12 protein-coding genes are annotated in these 16,644 nt (G+C 33.7%); 3 read left to right on the top strand and 9 right to left on the bottom strand.

What is annotated here, in order from left to right:
• Positions 1–18 precede the first annotated feature (18 nt).
• The 5 genes from ACFFGA_RS02740 to ACFFGA_RS02760 form a co-directional block, all read right to left on the bottom strand.
• Positions 19–1,653, bottom strand: a complete 1,635-nt coding sequence (locus ACFFGA_RS02740) for a S41 family peptidase (protein ID WP_386059305.1) — start codon at positions 1,651–1,653, stop codon at positions 19–21.
• On the bottom strand, positions 1,634–2,026 hold the full coding sequence (gene rnpA, locus ACFFGA_RS02745; RefSeq protein ID WP_386059308.1) for a ribonuclease P protein component: 393 nt from the start codon (positions 2,024–2,026) through the stop codon (positions 1,634–1,636). Before rnpA ends, ACFFGA_RS02740 begins: the two co-directional genes overlap by 20 nt.
• A gap of 77 nt (positions 2,027–2,103) precedes the next feature.
• Positions 2,104–3,909, bottom strand: coding sequence for a M1 family metallopeptidase (locus tag ACFFGA_RS02750; RefSeq protein ID WP_386059310.1), 1,806 nt, complete (start codon positions 3,907–3,909; stop codon positions 2,104–2,106).
• A gap of 2 nt (positions 3,910–3,911) precedes the next feature.
• Positions 3,912–5,516, bottom strand: coding sequence for a S8 family peptidase (locus ACFFGA_RS02755; RefSeq protein ID WP_386059313.1), 1,605 nt, complete (start codon positions 5,514–5,516; stop codon positions 3,912–3,914).
• A 12-nt stretch (positions 5,517–5,528) separates the two neighbouring features.
• Positions 5,529–6,389, bottom strand: a complete 861-nt coding sequence (locus ACFFGA_RS02760) for an MBL fold metallo-hydrolase (protein WP_386059315.1) — start codon at positions 6,387–6,389, stop codon at positions 5,529–5,531.
• 195 nt (positions 6,390–6,584) lie between these two features.
• On the opposite strand from ACFFGA_RS02760, the gene ACFFGA_RS02765 reads away from it, so the two are divergent.
• From ACFFGA_RS02765 to ACFFGA_RS02775, 3 genes are all read left to right on the top strand, one after another.
• Positions 6,585–6,902, top strand: coding sequence for a DUF202 domain-containing protein (locus tag ACFFGA_RS02765; protein WP_386059318.1), 318 nt, complete (start codon positions 6,585–6,587; stop codon positions 6,900–6,902).
• Positions 6,903–6,914: 12 nt separating this feature from the next.
• Positions 6,915–8,690: a sodium:proton antiporter gene (locus ACFFGA_RS02770; protein ID WP_386059321.1), complete on the top strand. Its 1,776-nt coding sequence runs from the start codon at positions 6,915–6,917 to the stop codon at positions 8,688–8,690.
• A 115-nt stretch (positions 8,691–8,805) separates the two neighbouring features.
• Positions 8,806–10,641 (top strand): cation:proton antiporter, encoded by a 1,836-nt coding sequence (locus tag ACFFGA_RS02775; protein WP_386059324.1) that lies wholly within the window; start codon positions 8,806–8,808, stop codon positions 10,639–10,641.
• A gap of 69 nt (positions 10,642–10,710) precedes the next feature.
• On the opposite strand, the gene ACFFGA_RS02780 is transcribed toward ACFFGA_RS02775, so the two are convergent.
• The 4 genes from ACFFGA_RS02780 to ACFFGA_RS02795 form a co-directional block, all read right to left on the bottom strand.
• On the bottom strand, positions 10,711–11,460 hold the full coding sequence (locus ACFFGA_RS02780; protein WP_386059326.1) for a hypothetical protein: 750 nt from the start codon (positions 11,458–11,460) through the stop codon (positions 10,711–10,713).
• A 24-nt stretch (positions 11,461–11,484) separates the two neighbouring features.
• On the bottom strand, positions 11,485–13,929 hold the full coding sequence (locus tag ACFFGA_RS02785) for a T9SS type A sorting domain-containing protein (RefSeq protein WP_386059329.1): 2,445 nt from the start codon (positions 13,927–13,929) through the stop codon (positions 11,485–11,487).
• Between the two features lie 263 nt (positions 13,930–14,192).
• A complete protein-coding gene (locus tag ACFFGA_RS02790; protein WP_386059332.1) occupies positions 14,193–16,007 on the bottom strand; it encodes a sensor histidine kinase in 1,815 nt (604 codons plus the stop codon).
• Complete coding sequence (locus ACFFGA_RS02795) at positions 15,985–16,620, bottom strand: response regulator (protein WP_386059335.1); 636 nt, start codon at positions 16,618–16,620, stop codon at positions 15,985–15,987. Before ACFFGA_RS02795 ends, ACFFGA_RS02790 begins: the two co-directional genes overlap by 23 nt.
• Positions 16,621–16,644: the final 24 nt, after the last annotated feature.

The following is a 16,644-nucleotide window of genomic DNA, read 5'->3' on the forward strand; positions in this document are numbered from 1 at the left end:
ATAGAGAATTTTTATTTTCTATCTCAAAATACTAGCATATTGCTTTGGATTATTAAGAATTTCTAGTGCCTTTTTTATCTCAGTATTGTTTGCTGTATAATAGTCGTAAAGGCCTTCACTATAAAAGAAATGTTTAATAATTTGATCTGTTAATAACGACTTTAATTGCGCTTTATTAGCATTTATAGCATTGGTTTTGTAAGTCTGTAAAGCTTCCGTTAACGCATTTATTTCTGAATTAATAACACCATTAAGCTCTTCTTCTTTTGAAACAGCTATGGCATCATCCAGAGCTTTTTCGGTTTTGGTTTCAAAGCTAAATCCTGTTTCTCTAAGATAAGATTTAAAATCATTAAAATCTGAATCTGATAATCTAAAGTTACTTAAATCTTCAACCGTATTATCGTAATAATACTGTGTTGCATAGTTAAAAACTAAGTTTTCGTTTAAAATAGCCTTAGTTATAGGTGTTTGTTTAGAAAGTTCAATTTCAACATCTGGCTGAACACCACCTCCATCAAAAACATCACGTCCGTTACGTGTTTTAAAGGCGTTATAATTTTCTTTTTTTACTCGTGTAGCTTTACCGTTTTCGTCTCTATTCCAATAGTCTAAAGCCTGTATACAACGACCAGAAGGCGTATAGTATCTAGAAATTGTAATCTTCATTTGTGTACCATAGGTCAAGGATTTTGGACGTTGCACCAAACCTTTACCAAAACTACGCGCACCAACTACAACAGCTCTATCCATATCTTGCAATGCACCTGAAACAATTTCGCTGGCAGAAGCACTACTTCCATCAATTAGTACCACTAAAGGAATTTCGGTATCTATAGCATCGCGCTTGGTGTAATAGGTTTTATTATATTTTTTAACCTTAGATTTTGTGGTAACCACCAGCTGATCTTTAGGCACAAAAATGTTTGTAACATTAACCGCTTCATTTAGCAATCCACCTGGATTACCTCTTAAATCTAAGATAAGTTGCGTCGCTCCTTGATTTTTTAAAGCTCTTAATGCACCAAGGGTTTCAGAAGATGCTTTTTCATTAAACTTTCTTAATACTATGTAACCTGTTTTATCATCTACCATAGAATAATGCGGAACGGCTTTTATTTCTAAGGATTCTCTAGTAATTTTTACGGTGTTGGTTTTTCCTTGTCGCTTATAGGTAACATTAACCTCAGTACCAGCAGCACCTTGAAGTAGGTTGGCGGCATCATCTTTAAAATCGGCAACAACAACATTATCTACTTTTATGATTTCATCACCTGCTTTTAGGCCAGCCTTGTCCGCAGCATAGTTTTTATAGGGCTCAACTATAACTAATTTATCTTTTAGAGTAAGTACCTTAGCACCTATACCAGTGTAATCTCCAGCATTGTTTATACGAGAGGCTTCTACATCCTGTTCGTTATAAAACTGTGTATAAGGATCTAAATCATCTAACATACTTTTAATAGCAGTATCCATCAAGTCACCAGGATTGGTATCGTCAACATAGTTCATGTTGATTTCCTTAAACAATGTGGTGAAGATTTCTATCTGTTTAGCAATTTCAAAAAAATCATTCTTAAAAGCTGTGGTGCTAAAGAATATAACAACAGCCAGAACAGGTATGATTAGTTTTTTATGTATTAGTTTTTTCATTATCTGAGGTTTTGTCTAAGAATTTTTGAAACAATTGCTTCATATCGTCATTTATTTTAGCAAAAGTTGTTCCATCCTTACTAAGATACAAAATCATAAACGCATAAGATGTAGAACTATTGTTAAAGTATAGAGGTTTGTTTAGCCTATAGGCTTCTCTCAGTAAGCGTTTTATTCGATTTCTACCCACAGCTGTTTTATGGAGTCGTTTACTTACAGAAACACCTGTTTTTAGTGTTGAGCCGTCATCAAATTCAGTTTTAAGATAAATAAGCCGCAAAGGGTATGCGCTAACAGCCTTTCCTTCATTAAACAAACGCTCAATAAGTTTTTTGCTTTTTAATTTATCTTTTTTTGAATATTTGAAGCTCATGAATTTAATTACAATTAAGCAAAAATAGAAAACCACACCTATTAAGATGTGGTTTTGTGTTTATATTTAAATAAATACTACTCTAAAGTAAAGGTATTATTCTCACGTTTTATATCCGCCATCATTTGCGATGGGTCTATTTCTACACTTTTAACTGCTTTTTTAGCATCAAAAGAATAAGTTGGCATTGCCCAAGCCCAATCATTAATTATGGTTGCAGACGTTGGTTTTTCACCTCGCATCATTTGTAATGGAATATAGAAGGCTTCTGTTGTACCATCTGTATAGGTTACAGATAAATCTATAGGCATTGGCATTAAACCAATACGTTCTAGTGTTACGGATTTTCCTTCAATAGATTTTACAGCGTAATCTATGGTGTTAGTGGTTTGTCCAAAATCTATTAAATACCAATCTAATTCAAAATCAGTAACACGCTCAGCTGTCCTAACAATATCCATAGGTTTAGGATGTTTAAACGCGAAATCATTAAAGTACTTTTTAATAGTTTTCTTTAAGTTGTCTTCACCAATAATATAACCTAATTGCGCAATAAATACAGCACCTTTACTATAAGCAGCAGCACCATAAACTTGGTTGTAGGCATAGCGGTCCGCATGAGTTGTAAGCGGTTGCTCATAACCAGAGTTGGCTAAACCTAAATAATTTCTATACGAACCGGCTAGAGGATTATCAGACTTTTTTTCTGACAATTCATTCATAGCCAAAGAAGAAATATAACTTGTAAATCCTTCATCCATCCACTCGTGTTTAGCTTCATTGGTTGCTAATAAAAACTGAAACCAAGTATGCGCCATTTCATGAGCTGTAACACCTAATAGGCTTCCATAACTACGTTGACCTGTAATTAACGTACACATTGCATACTCCATACCTCCATCTCCTCCTTGAATAACGGAATATTGTTCGTAAGGATATTGACCAATATTATTACTAAAGTATTCCATAAGTTTAGCAGTATCTGGCTGTAGTTTTTTCCAGTTTTCAAGATACTTTGGCTCCAAATCTTTTTTATAATAGAAATGAAGCTTTGGACCATTAGGCATTTCAAATGTATCATGAATAAAATCTGGATCTGCGGCCCAAGTAAAGTCATGTACTTTCGGAGCTTTAAAATGAATTGTTTTTTTTCCTTTTTTGGCTTTTGTTTCACTTTGCACATAGCCCGTACCACCAACAACATAGTCTTTGTCTATGGTTAGTTTTACATCATAATCTCCCCAAACGCCATGAAACTCTCTTCCTATGTAAGGGTCTGCATGCCAACCTTCATCATCGTATTCTGCTAGTTTAGGGTACCACTGCGTCATTGATAGCGCTACACCTTCTTTGTTGTTTCTTCCAGAACGACGAATTTGAACAGGAACCTGAGCATCAAAATCCATATTAAAAGTTACTTTTTCACCTGGTTGAATAGGCTTGTCTAGTTTTACTTCTAAAACGGTACCAACAGTTTCGTGAGAAATTGCCGTTCCGTTTTGTTTTAAGGAATTCACTTTTATATAGCCAATCTCATTCGGTAAAAGCTTGCTTATACGATCACCAATTTTAGGACTTGGATCTGCAATAGTACGAGAACGCACATCCATTTCGCTTCCTGGCTGAAAAGCATTGAAATACAGATGATAATATACGCGATTCAGTACATCTGGTGAATTGTTGGTATATACCAATTTTTGTTTACCCTTATATTGAAACGTATTAACATCCATGTCAATTTCCATTTCATAGTCGACATGCTGTTGCCAATAATGATCTGCAGTATTGATTGTGGGATTATCATTATTTCGGGTTATATCTTCTGTTGCTCCACAAGATAAAGCAAGAGCAAAACAAGAAAATCCTAAAAGAAATCTCTTCATGTTTATTTTATTTTGGAAGCCATTATTAAGGCGTTATAAGCATTAGCTATTTTACCAGAGGTAGATAAATCTGCAAATGGTTTAACGTTTGATGCATCCCCTCCAACCACAACTTTGGTTGTTAATGGTAAACCAGAATCTAAGATTACTTGCTTTACTTGTGCTGCAGAAAGATTTGGGTATTGAGAGCGGATTAAAGCCGCAATACCAGCAACACCAGGCGCTGCCATTGATGTTCCTCCGTTAAAATCATATTCATTTTCTGGCATCGTAGAATAAATACCCGAACCAGGTGCAAAAATATCTACATTCTTTTTTCCATAGTTAGAAAAACCAGAAACCAATTTAGAACCATATTTTTCAGTTAAAGATCCAACTCTAATGTATGTGTTAGAAACCTCAACAAAATCAACGTTGTCATCCGGAAAGTTTGGCTCAATATCTACATTATTACTATCATTTCCAGCTGCGTGTACAAATACAACATCATTATCTGAAGCATACTTTATAGCATCTCTCACCCATTGGCTGTGTGGTGAGAATGATTTACCAAAACTACCATTAATTACCTTTGCTCCATTGTCAACAGCATAACGGATAGCCAATGCCACGTCCTTATCATATTCATCACCATTAGGCACGGTTCTTAAAGCCATAATTTCCACATTGTTGGCCACACCATTTGCTCCTTTTCCGTTATTGCGTTCTGCCGCTATAATACCTGCAACATGAGTACCGTGAGCCTCAGATTTTTTCACAGGTTTAACATTGCCATTTCCGTAACCAATATCAGATAAATCGTTGATATTATCTTTTGTGGTTCTTCCTTTAAAATCTTTATTAAGGTTATAATTTAAGCGTTCATTTACTTGTTCCTGAATGCTTTTCAACTCTTTTTTAGCGTCTACTAAAGTTAAGCCGTTAGCGTTTATATTTTGCGCTATTTGAACCGCTTGTTGTACACTTTCGTCTTCAGATGAAATGGCATTAACCTCTTCCATAGTATAATCTTCTTTTTTAAGATGATTTGCTAAAGTTTCATGCGCATTATTAACTGCTTGAGCAATTTGATCGTATTGGGTTTTTCTACCTGTCCAAGTTTGGTATTCCGACTCGTAGGTAGATTTAGCTCTTTCATAATCAGGATTCGATGTGTCGCCACTTGCTAAAATTCTAACGTATTCTAATTGTTCATCATAAGCATCACCAAGAAAATTCCAACCATGAATATCATCTACATAACCATTATTGTCATCATCTTTTCCATTATTTGGAATTTCGTCTTTATTTGTCCAAATAACATCATCCAAGTCTTCGTGGTCAATGTCAATACCAGAATCTATTACAGCTACAATAACTTTTGTGCCCTTTCTGTTCTTAATAAGCTCGTCGTAAGCTCTGTCCACCGACATACCTGGAATGGTGTCTTTTGCAAGGTCTAGGTGTCCCCAATTTTTCTTTTCATCTTCTGTGAGTTCCGTTACTTTTAAAGGAGAAGTATCAATATTCTCAACCGGAGTAGAAAGAATATCTGCCGTTCCTCCACAACCCATAAATAGAGTTGTCACCAAGCCTAAACAGGCTAATAATCTGTAATTAAATTTCATTAAATTGTTGCTTTAGTTAAATATAGTTTTGCACGTAAAATTTTCATCAATTCTAACACCCTTTTCAGTGTGCTTCACTGTTATAATTTCATTATGTGCGTCATGTTCTAAAAATAAATAAAAATTCCGGTCTGCTGCCATGTTAAGAAATAATTCTTTTTCATCCAAGGTTAATAAAGGCCTTGTATCATAGCCCATTACAAAAGGTAATGGCAAGTGACCAGCCGTTGGTAATAAATCTGCCATAAAGCAAATGGTTTTTCCTTTGTAATTAATCATAGGAATCATTTGTTTGTCTGTATGTCCATTTGCAAAAAAGATGTCAAAACCTAATTCAGAATTTTTTAAAATATGTTCTTCAGGAAGTGACGTAAACTTTAGTTGCCCACATTCTTTCATTGGTAAAATATTTTCTTTTAAGAAAGATGCTTTTTCTCTTCTATTGGGTTCTGTAGCCCATTTCCAATGGTCAGCATTGCTCCAAAAATGCGCATTTTTAAAAGCGGGCTCATAACCTGTTTTATCCTTATTCCATTGAATGCTCCCTCCACAATGATCAAAATGCAAATGCGTCATAAAGACATCAGTAATATCATCTCTATGAAAGCCGTATGCAGCAAGAGATTTGTCTATAGTGTCATCTCCCCAAAGAAAATAATAACCGTAAAATTTATCGCTCTGCTTGTTTCCCATGCCAGTGTCAATTAAAATTAGGCGGTTACCATCTTCAATTAACAAACAACGTGCCGCAATATCAATCATGTTATTATAATCTGCAGGATTTGTCTTTGTCCAAAGGGATTTAGGGACAACACCAAACATGGCTCCACCATCGAGTTTAAAATTGCCAGCATTTATTGGATATAGTTGCATTAAATTAATGTGTTTTAAAGTTTGCAAATTACTAAAAGCATAAAAACTAAAAAGGATTGTGCTTATTTAATTAAGCGATATTTAACAATTTAATGGGCTAGTTTTTCAAACTGACTTTAAAATAATTACATTTATATAAAGATTAATGGATTACTGATGAAGCAAATAAAAAAATCAAAGTTGAAAGTCAAAAAAATGAAATTATTGAGATTTGGACGCGATTTTAAACCAGATCAGCAAGTAATTTTAAGAGATTATCTAGCTATAGAACGTACACGTTTGGCCAATGAGCGCACGTTGCTTTCTTACATAAGATCCTCCTTGTATTTGTTATTAGGAGGTATTGCTTTTTTTCAACTCAAGGAATATCCAAATTTTAAATATTTAGCTATACTTTCCCTAGTATTTAGTGTTATTTTTTTTGTAATTGGTGTTTATAGATTTACACTTTTAAAAAAGAGCTTAAAACGCGTGTATTACAAATCTGAAGAACAAGAAGGTTCTGATAACTAATAAACCATTACAATGACCGCAGAGCTCATTATCTCGTTTGCCATTATCGCAGTTGGAGTTATTCTCTTTGTGAGAGACTATTTTTCCATAGACACAACATCTATATTAATTATGGCAATGTTTATTGTGGCAGGTGTATTGAGCCCAGAGGAGGGGTTTTCGGGATTTAACCATCCTGCAACCATTACTTTGGGATGTATTTTTGTGGTGAGTGGTGGAATTTTTAATTCAGGCATTTTAGATGGTCTCAGTCACAGAATTATAAAATTAGCCAAGATTCATTATAGTATTGCTTTAATTGTATTTTGTTCAATTTCAGGCTTGTTTTCAGCATTTATCAATGATACAGCTGTTGTGGCTTTGTTGTTGCCTATAGCGCTTACCGTATGCAAGGAAACTAAAATTGCACCTAGTAGGCTATTAATGCCCATTTCATTCGCAGCTCTTTTTGGAGGGACTTGCACCTTAATAGGGACTTCAACCAATATTTTAATTAGTAGCTATGCAAAAAAATATGGGGTAGAGGAGTTTGGTATGTTTGAGTTTAGTGGAGCAGCACTTTGTCTATTGGCAATTGGGTTTATTTACATGTTTATTTTAGGACCAATATTGTTGCCCAAAAATAGAGGGTCTAACGATGAGTTTACCAAAAAAGCCGAAACATATATTACCGAGCTTTATGTAGAAGATAATTGTAGTGATATTGATAAATTTTTAGGAAAATCTGAACTAGTAAAAGACTTTAATGTTAACATACTTTCTATTTTAAGAAATGGAGTATTGAAACATAATTTTGGAATGGACACCAGAATTATGAAAGGAGATATTTTAAAAATTATAGCACCTCCATCAACACTAAATAGGCTATTGGATTATTCTGGCTATAGCATAAAAGGGAATAAACGTATGAAAATGGCCGAAGATGAATACAAAAGTTTTAATCTTTACGAAGTAATTATTCCTTACGGCTCTAGTTTAGCCAATAATACATTGAAGGGTATAAACTTTAGAAGACAATACAATTCTTCGGTTATTGCCATTAGGCAACGTGGTAATGAGGTGTACGATAAGTTAACCCACGTGATACTGAAAGAGGGCGACATGTTACTCGTTTTAGGTCAAAAGGAAGAAATAAACAATTTAGAATCTCAAAATCTCGTTGTAGGGCTTTCAGAGTATGAGAAAAAGAAAACCAATTACAAAAAAGCAATTCCAGCTGTTTTAATTGGAATAGGTGTTGTATTAGCAGCCTCGTTAAATTTAACTTCTATTTTAATTAGCGCTATGATTGGTGCGTTATTAATGGTAGTTTTAGGAATTTTAAAACCATTGGAAGCCTACAAAGCCGTAGAATGGAAGGTGATTTTTATGATGGCAGGAGTCTTGTCTATGGGAACCGCTTTAGAAAAAACAGGAGGAGCAGAGTTAATAGCCAGTTTTATTGAGGAAACGCTTGGTCAGTATAGTGCTAATATTACGTTAAGTTTAATTTATTTGGCGACATTTATTTCAACAAATTTAATTTCAAGCAAGGCTACAGCAGCTTTAATGACTCCGATAGTAATTAGTTTATCCCAAGTGATGCAAATAAGTGAAAGGCCATTTTTGGTGGCTGTTATGTTTGCATGTTCTTTAACGTTTATGACACCAATGAGCTATCCAACCAATACAATGGTTTACGCTCCAGGTAATTACAGATTTACGGATTTTTTAAAAATGGGAACACCTTTAAACCTTATTATTTGGGTAGCAGCATCTATTATTATTCCTTATTTCTTTCCGTTTTAAGTTAAAGAACCTAAGTTACTTATCCTTTGCTTGTGCACCATTAGGCAATAGCAATATTTACCACCACTAGTCTTAGTTATTATTATTTTATTATTTTCACCAAAAAACAAGTGGCATGTTAGAATTAGCAGGAATTATCATATTGGGTATTTTGGCTCAATGGGTCGCATGGAAGTTTAAGATACCAGCAATTTTACCATTAATATTAATTGGTCTTTTGGTTGGTCCAATAGCTTCAGAGTTTCTTTCTGGAGATAGCACCAAATGGATAGAACCTATTTGGAATGGCGACGAAGGCTTGTTTCCTGGCGAAAGCTTGTTTTACTTTGTTTCTTTAGCCATAAGTATTATTCTGTTTGAAGGTGGATTAACCCTAAGGCTGAGTGAGATAAAGAATGTTGGCCCAGTAATTACTAAACTTATAACCGTTGGGTCGTTGGTGACGTTTTTTGGAGCGGCAATTGCTGCGTATTATATATTTGAGCTTAGTTGGGAAATTTGTTTTTTGTTCTCGGGTTTAATTATTGTAACAGGACCAACCGTAATAACGCCAATTTTAAGAAATATACCACTAAAAAAAGATGTTTCAGCCGTGTTGAAATGGGAAGGAATTCTTATAGACCCAATTGGAGCATTAGTTGCCGTTTTGGTTTACGAATTTATTAGTGTTGATGCAGGAGGAGAGTTCACTAAAACAGCGTTAATTGAGTTTGGTAAAATTGTACTTTTCGGATCAACCTTTGGTTTTACGTTTGCACACGCACTAAATCTTATTCTTAATAAAAAATGGGTGCCTCATTATTTAATGAACGTCTTTGCTTTAGCTGCTGTTTTAGGCGTGTTTGTGCTTTCAGATGCATTTGCACATGAATCTGGTTTATTAGCCGTTGTGGTAATGGGTATGGTGCTTGGTAACTCAAATTCACCTTATCTAAAAGACATTTTATACTTTAAAGAATCGTTAAGTGTTCTACTTATTTCCATACTATTTATACTATTAGCAGCAAACATTAATTTTAATGAGCTTTTATTAATTTATAACTGGAAGACAGCAATACTTTTCTTAATTATTGTGCTCTTAATAAGACCTTTAGGAGTGTTTTTAAGTACTTTCGGCTCTAAACTAAAGCTGAACGAAAAACTATTTATTAGTTGGGTTGGCCCTCGTGGTATTGTTGCGGCTGGTATCGCGTCTCTATTTGGGCTTAAATTAGCCAGTATAGGTGTTTCTGGAGCAGAATATATAACACCTTTGGTTTTTGTTATAGTTCTTGGAACCGTTTTGTTAAATGCAACAACTGCAAGGTTTTTTGCAAGGTTAGTGGGAGTATTTCTTACAAAATCTGACGGCATATTGATTGTTGGTGCTTCAAAAGTATCTAGGTTACTTGGTCATTATTTAGAAACTAACGGAAGACATGTGGTGCTTATAGACAGTAATCAAAGCAATATAGCTAAAGCTAAAGAACTAGATTTGGAAGCCATTAACACTAACATTTATTCAGATACACTAATGGATAATATTGAGTTAAATGATGTTGGTTATTTAATGGCGATGACAGGCAGTTCAGATATAAACAAGTATGCCATTAATAAATTTAGTAAGCAGTTTGGTGAAAACGGATCCTTTAGATTAGTTACTAGTGAAGAGATGAATGATCCAGAAAATTACCCAAAAGAAGGTCTGTTTTCTCATACCGATGATTACAATAATTTAGCTGAAGTTACTAGGAAATACCCTTCAATCCAAGAAATAGAAATTGAGGATAAAGACCATTACTTAAGCCTTATAGAAACAACAAATAAAGATAAGAATATAATCCCTTTATTCTTAAAAGATAATGAAGGGGAGCTTCATATTTTGTCTTCCTATAACACAGATCTCGAGGATATAAAAGAAGGTTATAAGCTTGTGTATTTAGGTAAGCCATTTGATGTAGAGAAGGTATAAAAAACCTCAGCAATTTACTTACCGAGGTCTTATGACTTTAAAAAATGATTTTTTTAAACAAAAATTTTATTATTTACCAAGATTAAAAAGCAAGGTTAGGGTCAATAGATTGTTCTTCATTATTAAAAAATTGGTAAAGTCATTTTTGTACTCTCCACCACTTTCTGGTTTATAAGTTAAAGCTCTATGAGCTATTATATTAGTTTGTAAAGCAATAGACCAACGGGTAGATAGCATTAACTGTACACCCATTACTACCGCTAAAGTAATTCTTGTAATGTCTGTTGTAAAACTATTATACTTATCACTCCCAAAACCGTAAGACCCAAGAAGCCCATATATTAATCGGATTTCATTAAATTGAGAAATAGTTTGAAACATTAATAGACTTAGTTGTAAATCTACTAGGCTTTGCGCGCTGTCTCCAATACTTGCACCTTCGTAAGCTGCACCTAGAGACGCGTAAAGTGCTGAACGCTGAAACAACTTTAATCTATAGTAATAGGCGGCTTGTAAACACCATAAGGTCTCATCCTCTCCAAACCCAACACCAGCACCTACTGCCAACATTTGCATAACAAATATGAGATCCTCTGGGTTTATTTGCTCTTCAAAAGCTTTTTTGCTTAGCTCAGGTTTGTTTTCCATAAAGGAATTAAAGTCGTCTAGGATAAAGTCTGTTTCGAGGCTGGTAAAATCTCCAGCTTTAATCTCTTTATTATTGAGATTAAAATCAGCTAAAAAATTAGACTGGGCGTTTAGATGTATTAAAGAGCACAACATGAGCACGCTTAATACAATAGACAATTTAGTTTTCATAATATGTGAATTTTGGTTGTTTATTTAATTTTTAATCAACTTTCTAACGACGAATAAACCATTATTTAATTTGGCTTTTACGGTATAAATACCTGTATTTAAGTTTTTAACTGAAAAAGTATTCTCACTTGCTGTTAAAATTAATCTTCCATTAAGGTCATAGACCATTGCAGAATCTATTTGGTCATTAGAAAATGAAACAATATCACTTGAAGGGTTTGGAAACAAAGTGATGTTGCCACCATTTGGCTCAAAATCATTATCACTAAGTGTTAATTGTGAAATATCAACTCCAGTTTTAACTAAAATACCATAGTTTGTAAGGAGTGTAAAAAGGCCTTCTGTTGGACTATATTGTTTAAATAGGGCCTTTGAAATACTTAAATCTTTAGGCAGGTCATTATCCAGCATAGCACTATTAATTTCTTCTACCATTAAAAAGGAGCTATTGCTAGTATCTGGGGAAACAGCATATATTCGCATAGACCTAGAAGTATTACTAGTTAACCCTCGGCCACTTGTTGAAAAATAGGCGAACATTATAACAAAAGCGTTGCCCACAACCTCTCCTTCTTCTGATGTAATGACAAACGATTCTGTGGTGCCTATCTCATCATTATTTCCATCGTTATTTTCGTCAATGGCAATAGGATGAAAAACATCATTTCCGTTTTCATCTAGTGTTACGTGCAAAAGCTCTTGAGTGGTTTTATTGGCAACAAGAAATGAAAAATTATCATCAGAATTATTTGGTATATGCATTGCGACAGGGTCCGAAACAGGAACAAAACTTGGGTCTATAGAAACTGCAAATGACGAAGGAGCGTTAGAATTTTCATCAGGCACGATATTAATTACTTTTCCAGTATCAGGAGGTAGAGCGGAGGAGATAGCTAAAGCTCTTAAATTAGGAACTTGCAACCCACTAAGGTTTGTTGCCCGCCCACCATAGCTTGTGTCTTGGGACAAGTCTCTATCGTTGTTTAATATTTCTTGAGGAGTTGAACAAGTAGAATTAGGAAGGTCGCAAATAGTTTGGTACACCAGATAGTTATAAGCTGCATCAAACCCTTTGTGCATTATAGCTATAATGCCATTATCTGACTCACCAACACTGGTTTTTTTTGAAACATATGCCAAATGATTGGGTAAACCATGTGCAAAAGAGTTAATTGAATTATTACCATTTATAAAGCTCCAACCTGTATTGGTTTCAACAACAAAATAGTCATTGTCCGAGGTAATGCTCCAGCTATTTTCTGCTGTGTCAACCGTAATGTATCCAGTATAGTTGTTGCCAACACCAAGTTCAAACTCCAACATATGAACTTTATCCGATTTAATTATTCCAACTTCTATTTCTCCAGTAGTTTTTTGCCTGATGGCAAAGTCTCCAGTATTAAAAGTATTCATTGGCTCAGGGACATCTATGTAGTCTATGTCTAATGGTGTGCAGAAATTTCCTGGATTAAAGTGAATAACTTTCCCTGGATCCGAAAAATTAGTTGGAGCCGCATATATTGCTCCGCTACTATCATAATTACAAGCATTAATAACATTTTCGTTCAAACAGTTTATTCCATCTTCTCTGTAGTTGACCCAAGAACAGATATTAAAATCCACGAGACTCAATCCAAATATACTTGCACTACTTGTTTGAGAATTTGTAACCAATAACACACCATTTATTGGATTGATATTTATATCAAACACAGGAATTGGAGATGTTGCATTACAATTTGTAATGTTTTGGTCGGGTTCAAACTTACTTAAACCTTGGTAATGGCCTATATATAAGTTATCTGAGTTGTCCATTGCTAATGAAGTCAAAAAATTTTGAAATAAATTAGAGTTTGATGACGTAAAGTTTGTCCAAGTGTCCGTTGTTTTGTCCAACTCCCACAACCCATTGTTGTCTCCTGCAAAATAAGCTTTTGTACCACAGTTGTTTTCTACAATGTCCTGTGGCCTAAACGCAGTAGTCATTTCAGCATCAAATATTCCACCACTAAATTTTTGATAGCCAAAGGCATCCTTTTTATAGATATATAGTGAGCCATTGATTGCATAGTCAACTTGTAAATAATAAAACTGACTAGTAAGCTCACCAATAGTTAAATCAGAATTATTGTAGTTGTAGTAGGATACCGAAAGACCATCATATATTGCTATACCATCTTTTAATGTGAGCGCAATATTGTTACTCGTTGGGTCTAATGCTATATCTTTTACTGTACCGATGGCGGGAGTTTGAGAGGTTAGATTAAGATAGTCAACTACAGTGTTGGTGGCGGTGTTATATTTTATATAACCAAAATCAGTTGCTAAATGCATCTCGTTAGCATTAACATCATCAGGAACTATCTTAGTGATTTCTGTTGCTTTGGAGAAAACACGCCAACCATCTGTTTGAGAATAAACACTGATAAGGCAAAATAACACAAAAAGCGTGAGTAATTTTGTTTTCATAATGCATGGTTTTAAATTGATAGTAGTAAAACTACGTTGCAAAGTTACTTTCAGTCAATACCAGAGTTCAGGTATATTTAAATTAGCCAAAAACAAAGAGGCTTTATCATATAAAGCCTCTTCTTTCAAGATAATAGTGATCAATTTAAAACATACATCTTGATGGTCGTAATCATGAGATTATTAAATTAATAGCAAACTATTTTGATTGGTAAAATTAATCTTGAAAAAGAATAAATTCAATACCAGAGTTCAGGTAGATTTTATAAGGGAATGGTAATAAGTATTGATGTGCCTTTATTTATTTTTGAATCAATCTCAAGTTTGCCTCCGATTTGTTGAACTCTAGACGATATATTTTTTAAACCCAATCCTTTTTCTTTGGTCTTTGTATCAAATCCCTTTCCATCATCTTCAATTGTAATTGTAGCATAAGAATCATGACCTATTAATTGCACATCAATTTGGGTTGCTTCTGCATGTTTCAAAATATTATTAAGGGTTTCTTGTACAACTCTATAAAGTTGCACCTCTGTATTTTCTTCAAGCCTTTCAGGAAAATGATAGCTATTAAAATCAACTGATAACGAGGTTTGAGAAGATAAGCTATCAGTTAAATCAGAAACAGCATTCTTAAACCCAATAAGTTTTAGGTCTGAGGGAGATATTTCATGAGATAAATTTCTAACATCATTACAAATAGTGTCAATAGCACTATTAACATCACTGTCTTTAAACTTGTCTGCAACAAAACGTTTTAAGTAGCTTAATTGACTACCAATATTATCATGTAGCTCTTTGCTAATTCTTTTACGCTCTTTGTCCTCCCCTTTAATAAACGCTGTTAAGTTTTTCTTTTCTTCTATCACTATTTTTTCTGATAATGAATTACGCTCATCGTAGATGTCTTTTACCATTAAAACAACAGTAAACGTTAAGAAAAGTATTTCTAAAAATGATGAATAAAATATAACCGGCAGACCATAAACTGTTGTGTTAATAAGACCATAGCTATGATATAGAATTGTAATACAAACACCTGTAATCATGAAAATATAAGCTATTGCAAAAAGGGACGAGCGTTTAAAATTGGTTTTGAAGAACAAGATAATTTCTGCAGTAATTAACAGTACCATAATTAAGAAAACACCGTACCACAAGTTCATGAATATTGTAACATATTGTTCAAATAGGTCCGTAAAAACAAAATGAATTAAGAGCCTAATAGAAACAAGTACAACCAATAAAATATCAACTACTCTCTTTAGTCTAGGCATATATATGTTGGCCTCTAATATTTTTTGAGAGAAAATAATAAACAGCAGTAATGAAATTTCACTAAATAAAACATAGTGTCTGTATTTATTAAAAATGTCTGTATCGTTAAGAAATAACTGAGAAAATAAGCCTGTGTATGAGCTAATAAAAAGGCCTAAAAAAACAATATAAAACGCATAGATAAGGTAGCGCGCTTTTTTTAAAACAAAGAAAACAAACAAACTAAAAAGCACAGATAGGAAGCTAATACCATAGTACAAGCCAATAAATATCAACTGACCAGAACTTTGTTTATTAAAAAAAGATTCGCTTTTTACAAGCGCAGATGTCACCAAAGGTTTGCCAGATTCTTTTTTGAGCTCTAACCGAAACACTCCTATTTCTAAATGTTCTAATTGAATTGGAAATGCAAAAAGACGATGCTCGTTTGGTTTCTTTGAGATTGGAAAATCTATACCAGCTTTATTGTGTTGGGTCAACACATTGTTTTCTAGTTTATAGAGCGTTATTTCCCTAATTAGAGCATTTGAGAACTCTAGAATTAAATTTTTAGAACTACTATCAACGTTTTTAATTACAAAGTCAACGGTATTAAGCTCATTGTTAAAACTGAAATAGAAAAACGAACGTTTATCGGTTAATTGCCCATTATTTATTATTGAAAATGTCTTGAGGTTTGCCTCTTTGAAGTTAGAATTTACATAAAGTGTATCTATTTTTTGCGCCATTAAACATTGGAAGTAACCAAAGCTTAAAAACAACAAGCCCAAAATACTTTTATGAAAGCAATTGTTTTTCATTAACAAGCTTTATCAAATCTATAGAATTATGAATATTTAGTTTTTTAAAAATATTCTTTTTGTGGGTTTCAACGGTGTATGTACTAATGAATAGGTTTTTAGCTATTTGAGGCACATTGTTTCCCTTAACCAGCTCTAAAATAATTTCTTTCTCTCTTCGGGTAATTTTTATTTTGTCTAGAAAACCATCAGTTTCTTTTACATTGGTTTTAACACCTTTTCCGCGATAAAAAACTTTGGTTTCAAAAACACAATCTAGAGCCCTTAATAAATCATCCGAAGAGCAGTTTTTTAGCAAAAACCCATCGCCATTGTATTGTTTTACTTTGTTAATAATGCTCTCTTTATTGTACATGGTTAGGACAATAACCTTTATGTTAGAATTGAAGTTTTTTACGTCTTTAAGAATGTCTAGCCCATTTTTATTAGGAAGATTTAAGTCTAGTAAAAGCACATCAGGAGTTTTAAGTTTTATAGTGGGCAGAACATCATTTCCGTTTTTCACATAATCTAAAACGGTATAATCGGGTTGATTTTTAAAAATAGATATGAGACCATCAATAACAATTTGATGGTCTTCGCAAATAAGTATTTTTTTGGCTGGATTACTCATGAGTATAAAACCTACCAAGAAAGA

It is taken from the genome of Winogradskyella pulchriflava (genome assembly GCF_042434315.1).
GTDB classification, from domain to species: domain Bacteria; phylum Bacteroidota; class Bacteroidia; order Flavobacteriales; family Flavobacteriaceae; genus Winogradskyella; species Winogradskyella pulchriflava.